This window comes from Schwartzia sp. (in: firmicutes), assembly GCF_978017985.1.
Genome location: NZ_CDXDFU010000144.1, coordinates 1 through 8,405 on the forward strand (window position 1 = coordinate 1; position 8,405 = coordinate 8,405).

An 8,405-nucleotide genomic window follows, 5' to 3' on the forward strand; every position below is an offset into this window, starting at 1 on the left:
GCCCTGTGGCTTTCCAGCGCCATATTTACCGCGCTTCGGGCGTTCCTTCTTCATCGTTGACACTTATTGATATCCTGCGCCACATTTACCTGAGAATTCTCGGTATCAATCGGCGAAGGCAAAATCCTGCCAATGCTCCAGCATGAATTGAATCAGCTTGGAGGAATTTTTCGACGCGGTTTTCGCAAATTCAGCAAAATCCATGTGGCCGCTGTCATCGGCCTTATCTGAAATTGCCCGCAAAATCACGAATGGGACTGCATTGAGGAAGCACACCTGGGCAACGGAGCCGCCTTCCATCTCCGCGCAGTCTCCGGCGTATTCTGCAACAATCCTATCCTTTTCCTTTTGAGAGGCAATAAACTGGTCACCGGAGCAGATTCTTCCTTCCACGGCGGCAATTCCCGGCAATGTCTCCTGTATCGCTTGGACTGCCCTTTGACGCAGCTCCTTATCTGCCGCAAAGGCGGACTTTCCCGTATAGGGAATCTCCCCTTTTTGGAAGCCAATCGCTGTCACATCGAAATCATGCTGCACGGCGTCCACAGCAACCACAATATCGCCGATATTCAGTTTAGGGTTCAGCGAGCCGGCCACACCGGTATTGATGATATGTGTCACAGCATATTCATCAATGAGAACCTGGGCGCAAATACCCGCATTTACCTTGCCCATACCGCATTGGACGATAACAGCATCTGTGTTTCCTATCATCCCCTCATGGAATGTCATTCCTGCTTTTTTCACTTGCCGCTCAAGCCGCATCGTTTTCTTCAGATTTGCGACCTCCAATTCCATCGCACCAATGACACCGACCTTTGCCTTGTTTTTTTCCTGTGCCGCTGCCATTCCCGTGAAAAATGAACTACTCCAAACGCTGGCCATCCCCAAAGCTGACAGCCGCAAAAACTCCCTGCGATTCATACTTTCCCCCTCCTCCGTCATTCTGCTTTTCTAATTTGTCAAGATTGTCTCGTTTCCCCTTCGCTTACATACCTTAATTTGTAGTTATCGGATAATTACAATATAATTTACAGTGATATAAAATGCAATACAAACCCTTGACGCCCTAATAATCTGGAGTTATCTTGAGAACATAAATCTGAATATCAGAATACCAGCAATATAGAAAGAAGGAATGATTTTGAAGGCTCCCCATTTATACCAACTGCTTATATGCCGTTCGATTCTGAAGGATGCGGCAATTAAAAGCCTTGCCCTTTGGCTTGAGAACCCATCGGATATGCCAACACAGTACGAGTGCATTTCGCTTCTGCTCCGTGAAGCCGAGACTCACGGTCTCTCGGGGAATATTTTACAGTCCTATATTCTTTTCCGTCTTATGCATGACGAAAATATTGCTGCCGAAACTATAGAAAAAACCGACGGCAATCTCGGTGAGGATCTGAAGCGTGCTTTCATTCATGATATTGAAGTTCTTGAGCCGCTTCTCCGAGACCTTCCAAGCCAACGGCTTAACACTGTTTTACTGGACAATTATATCCCGACAGATGCAAAAATCGACGAAGGCAGCGCGCTTGTCTCATCTGCCCTCTCTAACGGCTGGACGGCTGAAACTCTCGCGGACACGCTTCTCGAATACTATCACCGTTTCGGAAGCGGAAAAATCGCACGGTTCCGTGCCTTCCGCTGGGACAAGGAAATCGGCCTTGTGGGAATTGAGCATTTTGAACCCATACGCATGGATGACCTTATCGGATACGCGCAGCAAAAGCACGACCTTATCGCAAACACACTTGCTTTCCTTTCAGGGCGCCCTGCAAACAATGTTCTTCTTGTAGGCGCACGCGGAACGGGTAAATCCTCGTCTGTAAAGGCACTGGCAAATGAATATTTTCTTCAGGGTCTCCGCCTGATACAGCTGCAGAAATCTCAGCTCAGCGAGCTTCCGAATCTCATGCAGACACTCCGCCGTATTGCTTCCAAACGGTTCATCATTTATCTGGATGACCTCTCCTTTGAGAGCAACGAACCCGAGTATAAATATCTCAAATCTGCCATTGAGGGCGGCGTAGAGTCATGTCCCGATAATGTTCTTATCTATGCAACCTCAAACCGCCGCCATCTCATCAAAGAAAGCTGGCGTGACCGTGAAAGCGGACAGGATGAGCTTTATAAGACCGACAGCATGAACGAGACTATATCCCTCTCTGACAGATTCGGACTCATAATCGTCTACCGTTTGCCTGACCAGAACGAATATCTTGCTATCATCGACCACGCGCTCCGCGCAAAGGGCATAATCCTCACACCGGAGGAGCTTCGCCTTGCGGGTCATCGTTGGGAACTTGAACATTCAGGCCGCAGCGGACGCGTAGCGCAGCAGTTCGTTAATTATTACCTCGGACAGTACAAAAAGTAATCAACCAAAAAGAGCCATGCAAAGCATTATTTCTAAGCTTTGCATGGCTCTTTTTTATTTCTCATTGTTTTGTTCTTCGCTGTCATCTGCGAAGCTATCCTCATCAGTTTCCATCGGTTCTACCTGCATGGATATCTGATTTACGTATTCGTTCTGGGATGTACACATCCAGTAGTTTTTAAGCGGCTGAACGTACAAATCACTGATAGGTCGAAGGTTGTTCCGCTTCATGAAATCAGAGAACTTTTTGGCCAGCTTGCGTTTATTTTTATGGAATGTCCCCTTGAATCGCAGAGTAACATAAAAGCCTACAGGTGTTTCAAAATAATGTTCATTTTCATCGTAGTAGTTAATGGAAACCGATGAAAAATAGGCCTTTGCTCCTCCGCTTGTTTCGTTAAGAAACGACTCTTTGTCTATAATCCAGCCAACGCTGCGTTCCTTAAAGTGATGCTCAGAAAATACCGTGAGGTTGTGATTTGCCAGGATATAGATAGTCCCCATATGACCTACACCCGAAGATATTTTACTGATATACAGATTCTTCGAATGGCGATAGTCCAGTGTAATCTGGTCGAGACAGGTTTCTTCAAGGGAATCCAGCTGCTCGAACATTGATTTAATATCCTTACGGACATTTTCATTCTGTTCGATAATCTCCTGACACTTTTTATCCTTCTTTTCAAGCAATGCCCTAAGCGCTTCAGGACTGCGGTTCTCCAAGTACTTCTGAATCGCTGAGATTGAAATATCCAGTTTTCTGAGATTAGTGATAACCTCAAGAGTCAGATACTGATGCAGAGAATAGTTTCTATACCCGTTCTCCGATACAAATTCAGGCTGCAAAAGCCCGATACGGTCGTAATATAGCAGCGTCTGCTTGGAAAGATTGAACATCTTTGCAAGTTCGCCTGCCGTATAATAACTTTGTCCGTGTGACATAATTTCCACCCAACTGTCAGTAACTCTACAACACGCAAAAGTATACACTATAGGTCTTAAGTGTAAACTATATAGTAAGTATATAGTCAAGAGGTCGGGGGAAGGTTATTTCAAATTCTTCTCACGCCATCCTTTCCACTCACTTCAACAAGCCATTGCCATACCGGCCTTCGTCTTACCATAAGGTCAGGAGCAATATCAAAAAGAGGAACAAGCACAAATGCACGCTCCGTTACATAAGGATGCGGCAAAATAAGCTCATCTCCGTCAGTCTCTATCCTATCCATTGCAAGAATATCCACATCTATTATCCGTTCGCCCCAGCGTTCCCGGCGCACGCGGCCAAGAGCCTTTTCAATGCGCTGACATTCCGCCAAAAGCTGCTTTGGCTCCAGTGTTGTTTCTATCTGCGCTGCGAGATTGAGAAATTTAGGCTGATCCTCTTTCCCCCATGGCTCTGTTTCATACAGTGGGGATACTGCAGAAAGCTTTATTCCATCAGATTCATTCAGCATCTGCAGCGCACGGTTTATGTTGTTCTCCCTGTCCCCGAGATTAGCGCCAAGCCCTATATACGCAACCGTAGCACGGTCTATCGGAACAAGAAGCTCTCCGCGTCCGTTCATTTTTTGCCTCTTTCACGTGTAATGGAAACACTCACATCAGCAAATTTACCCGGAATAGGTGCTGACGGTTTGTGCACCACAATACGGAGCTTCTGTATCAGCCCGAATTTCGCGAAAAGCTCCTCTCCTATATGTTCGGCAAGCGCTTCGATAAGAGCTACAGGCTCTCCCTCCACTATGGAACGGACAACCTCAAAAACATTGGCATAGTTCACCGTTTTATGAATATCATCGCTTTTCCCCGCCGGCGAAACATCAAAATACATGGAAACGTCAACAATAAACGGCTGCCCAAGCTCACGCTCCGCTGCTTTGCAGCCGTGGCGTCCGCGAAATTCCATACCTTCTATTTTTATACGGTCCATTTACGTACCCCCTTTTACTGCGCTTCATTCTGCTTTCAGTATTGCATCAGTCATACGGCACATGCGTGCAACAGGCTTCACGTCATGCACGCGGACCATGCCTGCGCCCTTCATGATGCCTATTACACAGGCAGCTCCCGTGGCTTCCATGCGTTCCTCTACAGGAAGTCCCAGAGCCGCGCCGATAAAGCTCTTTCGGCTTGCTGCAAGGAGCATGGGATAAAGCTCACCGTCAACCGAAAGAAGCTCTTCGAGTCTATTCTGTACCGTCAGATTTGCCTCAGGCGTTTTTCCGAATCCGATACCCGGGTCAAGAATTATTTTTTTATCGTCCATTCCTGCTTCACGCGCAATCTCGACAGATGAACGGAAAAAATCCTGCATTGACTCAATTATGTCTTTATTATATTCCTTTCCGTCCTGATTGTGCATAACAATTACAGGCAGATTATGCTTTGCGGCAACGCGGGCCATAGCGCCTCGTTCCTCACCGGCATACTGCAGCCCCCAGATATCATTAAGCACATGTACGCCAAGCTCAGCCGCCATATCCGCGGTTTTTGATTTGAAGGTATCTACCGAAACAGGAACAGGAAGCTCCTTCATCAAAAGCTCAAGATATGGACGCAGGCGCTCGATTTCCTCCTCAGCTGACATGGGTACAAACCCGGGGCGCGAGGATTCAGCTCCCACATCAATTATATCTGCTCCGTCCTCCACCATTTCAAGAGCGTGACGAAGCGCCTTGTCGGGAGCATTCCAAAGTCCGCCGTCAGAAAAAGAATCCGGTGTAACATTCAAAATACCCATGATAAGGGTACGTTTCCCAAATTCCAGTGTTTTTCCGTCTTTCCATGAATACTTGCGTATTGCGTTCTGCATGACTATATCCCTCACTTGGTGAATAAATCCAATAGCTGTTTGCCGATAAGTATTGTCGTTACACAGATAAAAAGCGGCCGCACGTATGCCGCGCCCTTTGTCAGTGCCATCTTTGTTCCGCATATTGCTCCGAAAATCATTCCTATGCCCATGGGTATCGCATAAGAGAAATCAGCAAGACCAAGTGCGGTAAAGGTGATAAACGCTGCAATATTGCTCGCAAAATTCAATGCGCGCCCGTTCGCCGCAGCTCCGACGAAGTCAAAACCGATCATCAGGAATGCGAACAAAAGAAATGAACCTGTACCCGGTCCGAAAAATCCATCATAAAAACCGAATACAAAGGCAACGGCGCAGCTCAAAATCAGCATACGCTTAGTCATTCCGTTATAGGTCGCTGCTTTTCCCCAGTCCTTTTTGAAAATACTGTACACAGCGACTCCGATAAGCATTACTACAACAAGCGGCTTCAAAAAATCCGCGGGAATCATACGGACGGTAAAAACGCCCAAGACTGAACCCGCAAATGAAATAGGAAACAGCTTCTTTATAAGGTCCATATCCATTTTTCCTGCACGGATAAACTGCAGAACACTGGTCATAGACCCCATTGTTGCAGCTGCCTTATTTGTCCCCAGCGCGTTAAGCGGAGGCATCCCCACCCACAAAAGCGCAGGCGTGGATATGAGCCCGCCCCCTCCGACAACAGAATCAATAAACGAAGCAACAAAACCCATAACCGCCAAAAATGCAACGGACGCCATATCAGGCATTTCCAGCATACATATCTCCCCAATCAAATGTCCAAAAATACATATCTGATTTTAGCCGAAACCCTAGGGAAATGCAATGAAATTACACCGTTCCGCCATTGTGTATACATAAAAAAAGCTGCCCGTAAAAACAGGCAGCTGCACATAAAATTATGATTGTTTGCCGTGATTCAAAATCAGATTAAGAACAATGGCCGTTATGCTTCCGATGGTTATTCCGCTGTTGCATATCAGCTGTACCCCTGCCGGAAATTTCGCATAAAACCCGGGAGCACCGATAGGAATAAGCGCGACAGCGACGCTGATTGCAATTACCATCATATTGCAGTTTCCTACAAACTCGACTTTTGACAGTGCCTGAATTCCGCTGGCTGCGACCATTCCAAACATAGCAAGGCCCGCGCCTCCGAGTACCATGTTAGGTATGCAGGCAACTATAGCCGCAAGCTTCGGAAAAAGTCCGAGAATCATCAAAATGACACCGCCTGTGGCAACAACGTAACGGCTTCTGACACCGGTAAGTCCTACAAGTCCGATATTCTGCGCAAATGCCGTATATGGAAATGCGTTAAGTACACCGCCGAGAGCAGTAGAAAATCCGTCAGCACGGAGAGCCCGGCAAAGAACAGCTTCATCAGTTGTCTTGTTAACAATCTTTCCGACCGCAATGACATCGCCTGTTGTTTCTGCCATCGTAACCAGCATTACGAGTGTCATGGCAATACAGGACACAGGCTCAAATATCGGCATGCCGAAGGCAAACGGTGTCGTAATCCCTATAGCTGCTGCCTGCCCTACTGCAGAAAAATCCACAAAACCAAAACCAAAAGCTACGACCGTACCGAAAATCAGACCAAGCAGAACAGCTATGTGACCTACAAAGCCCTGACTTACACGATACAGGAAAAGAATTAGCGCAAGCACAAGGAATGCAATCAGTATATTCATGGGTGATGCATAATCCGGAGCAGCAGGATTTACACCGGCAATCCAGCCCACCGCAACAGGCATGAGCGTAAGACCGATAATCATTATGACCGCACCTGTAACGACAGGCGGAAATAAACGAAGAAGCTTGCTGAAATAGTTCGCCGTTACAAAGCAGATGATACCTGCTACTATTACCGAACCATATACGACCCGGAGTCCTTCCGCGCCGCCTCCTGAGGAATTAGCGATAAGAATCATCGGAGTGACAGCAGTAAAGGTGCATCCTTGCACAATCGGCAGCTTCGACCCGATGGCAGGTCCAAGGCTAAGTGTCTGAACCAGCGTCGCGATTCCGCATGTAAAAAGGTCGGCATTAATAAGGTAAATCAGATGTTCCACGTCCAGATGAATCGCTCCCGCAAGTACAAGCGGCACAGCCACCGCGCCTGAATACATGGCAAGAACGTGCTGAAAGCCGTAGATGAGGAGCTTCCATATCGGAAGAATTTTATCAACCGGATGGACTTTGGATGATTGCATGAAGATTTCCTCCCGTCAAAATAAGTGAACAAGGACTAGTATACCTCCAAAAATTTTTGAACGCAAAATTTTTTCACCTTTTTCTAATTGCTATTGCATTTTATCCACAGAATCGTATACTTATTTTAATACACTTTTTACTCAGGAGGTCACATCATGGAGTTATTAGAAAATCGTATCAAGGAAGAAGGTCTTGTCCTCCCGGGCAACGTCCTCAAGGTAGATTCCTTCCTGAACCATCAGGTTGACGCGCAGCTCATGCTTGAAATGGGCAAGGAATTTGCACGCCTGTTTACCAATAAAGGCATTCAGCGCATCCTGACGATTGAAGCTTCCGGTATCTCCATGGCCCTCACAACGGCTCTTGAGCTCAATGTTCCGTTTGTTTTCGCCCGCAAGAAGGCATCTGTGCTTATGTCCGACCCAGCTTATGTTGAGGATGTATACTCCTTTACAAAAAAGGAAACGGCTCATATCACGGTATTGAAAAAATTCCTTCCTGCAGGCGAAAAAGTCCTCATTATTGATGACTTCCTCGCAAACGGTGAAGCTGCCCTCGGCATGGCACGCATAGTCGAGAAGGCCGGCTCCGAGGTTGCAGGTATCGGCATCGCAATCGAAAAAGCTTTCCAAAAGGGACACAACCGCATCATTGAGGCCGGCTATCATCTGGAGGCCCTTGCAAGTATTGCATCGCTTGATGACGGAAAGGTTACTTTCACAAGATAATATTTGTACTCACGCATACAAAAAGACACTCAGCAGCAAGCCGAGTGTCTTTTTTCTTTTTCTTATTCGTAACGAAGCGCTTCAATCGGGTCAAGAAGTGCAGCTTTTCTTGCAGGATAAATTCCGAAGAAAAGACCGATTCCCACCGAGAAGCTGAAAGACATCAGAATAGGTCCTACCGTAATAACCGTCTGGAACCCGCCGAATTTCGATATGGCGAGAGCCACTCCGATAC

At 46.8% G+C, this 8,405-nt stretch carries 10 protein-coding genes; 2 read left to right on the top strand and 8 right to left on the bottom strand.

Annotation, left to right across the window (positions count from 1 at the left end; translation table 11 throughout):
• Positions 1-105 precede the first annotated feature (105 nt).
• On the bottom strand, positions 106-924 hold the full coding sequence (locus ACY69O_RS06675) for a 5'-methylthioadenosine/adenosylhomocysteine nucleosidase (RefSeq protein WP_462332688.1): 819 nt from the start codon (positions 922-924) through the stop codon (positions 106-108).
• Positions 925-1,138: 214 nt separating this feature from the next.
• Between ACY69O_RS06675 and ACY69O_RS06680 the strand changes: the two genes are divergently transcribed.
• Positions 1,139-2,383: an ATP-binding protein gene (locus ACY69O_RS06680; protein WP_462332689.1), complete on the top strand. Its 1,245-nt coding sequence runs from the start codon at positions 1,139-1,141 to the stop codon at positions 2,381-2,383.
• 54 nt (positions 2,384-2,437) lie between these two features.
• Here the strand turns inward: ACY69O_RS06680 and ACY69O_RS06685 are convergent, their stop codons facing one another.
• The 6 genes from ACY69O_RS06685 to ACY69O_RS06710 all read right to left on the bottom strand — a co-directional run bounded on the left by ACY69O_RS06685 (position 2,438) and on the right by ACY69O_RS06710 (position 7,441).
• Positions 2,438-3,325, bottom strand: a complete 888-nt coding sequence (locus tag ACY69O_RS06685) for a MerR family transcriptional regulator (RefSeq protein WP_462332690.1) — start codon at positions 3,323-3,325, stop codon at positions 2,438-2,440.
• A 110-nt stretch (positions 3,326-3,435) separates the two neighbouring features.
• Positions 3,436-3,951, bottom strand: coding sequence for a 2-amino-4-hydroxy-6-hydroxymethyldihydropteridine diphosphokinase (folK, locus tag ACY69O_RS06690; RefSeq protein WP_462332691.1), 516 nt, complete (start codon positions 3,949-3,951; stop codon positions 3,436-3,438).
• Positions 3,948-4,316, bottom strand: coding sequence for a dihydroneopterin aldolase (folB, locus tag ACY69O_RS06695; RefSeq protein ID WP_462332692.1), 369 nt, complete (start codon positions 4,314-4,316; stop codon positions 3,948-3,950). Before folB ends, folK begins: the two co-directional genes overlap by 4 nt.
• Before the next feature lie 24 nt (positions 4,317-4,340).
• Complete coding sequence (gene folP / locus ACY69O_RS06700; protein ID WP_462332693.1) at positions 4,341-5,198, bottom strand: dihydropteroate synthase; 858 nt, start codon at positions 5,196-5,198, stop codon at positions 4,341-4,343.
• An 11-nt stretch (positions 5,199-5,209) separates the two neighbouring features.
• Complete coding sequence (locus ACY69O_RS06705; protein ID WP_462332694.1) at positions 5,210-5,980, bottom strand: sulfite exporter TauE/SafE family protein; 771 nt, start codon at positions 5,978-5,980, stop codon at positions 5,210-5,212.
• A 141-nt stretch (positions 5,981-6,121) separates the two neighbouring features.
• Positions 6,122-7,441, bottom strand: a complete 1,320-nt coding sequence (locus ACY69O_RS06710; RefSeq protein WP_462332695.1) for a nucleobase:cation symporter-2 family protein — start codon at positions 7,439-7,441, stop codon at positions 6,122-6,124.
• A 156-nt stretch (positions 7,442-7,597) separates the two neighbouring features.
• Here ACY69O_RS06710 and ACY69O_RS06715 point away from each other — a divergent pair, with 156 nt between their 5' ends.
• Complete coding sequence (locus tag ACY69O_RS06715; protein ID WP_462332696.1) at positions 7,598-8,170, top strand: xanthine phosphoribosyltransferase; 573 nt, start codon at positions 7,598-7,600, stop codon at positions 8,168-8,170.
• Between the two features lie 62 nt (positions 8,171-8,232).
• Here ACY69O_RS06715 and ACY69O_RS06720 read toward each other — a convergent pair.
• Positions 8,233-8,405 (bottom strand): ABC transporter permease (locus ACY69O_RS06720; protein ID WP_462332697.1); only part of this gene is annotated, 173 nt, incomplete at its 5' end.

Excerpts from the sequence above, each read along its gene's own strand:
- folK (WP_462332691.1), bottom strand. The coding sequence starts at position 3,951 with ATGAACGGACGCGGAGAGCTTCTTGTTCCGATAGACCGTGCTACGGTT.
- ACY69O_RS06685 (WP_462332690.1), bottom strand. The coding sequence starts at position 3,325 with ATGTCACACGGACAAAGTTATTATACGGCAGGCGAACTTGCAAAGATG.
- ACY69O_RS06705 (WP_462332694.1), bottom strand. The coding sequence starts at position 5,980 with ATGCTGGAAATGCCTGATATGGCGTCCGTTGCATTTTTGGCGGTTATG.
- ACY69O_RS06710 (WP_462332695.1), bottom strand. The coding sequence starts at position 7,441 with ATGCAATCATCCAAAGTCCATCCGGTTGATAAAATTCTTCCGATATGG.
- ACY69O_RS06675 (WP_462332688.1), bottom strand. The coding sequence starts at position 924 with ATGAATCGCAGGGAGTTTTTGCGGCTGTCAGCTTTGGGGATGGCCAGC.
- folP (WP_462332693.1), bottom strand. The coding sequence starts at position 5,198 with ATGCAGAACGCAATACGCAAGTATTCATGGAAAGACGGAAAAACACTG.
- ACY69O_RS06715 (WP_462332696.1), top strand. The coding sequence starts at position 7,598 with ATGGAGTTATTAGAAAATCGTATCAAGGAAGAAGGTCTTGTCCTCCCG.
- folB (WP_462332692.1), bottom strand. The coding sequence starts at position 4,316 with ATGGACCGTATAAAAATAGAAGGTATGGAATTTCGCGGACGCCACGGC.
- ACY69O_RS06680 (WP_462332689.1), top strand. The coding sequence starts at position 1,139 with ATGATTTTGAAGGCTCCCCATTTATACCAACTGCTTATATGCCGTTCG.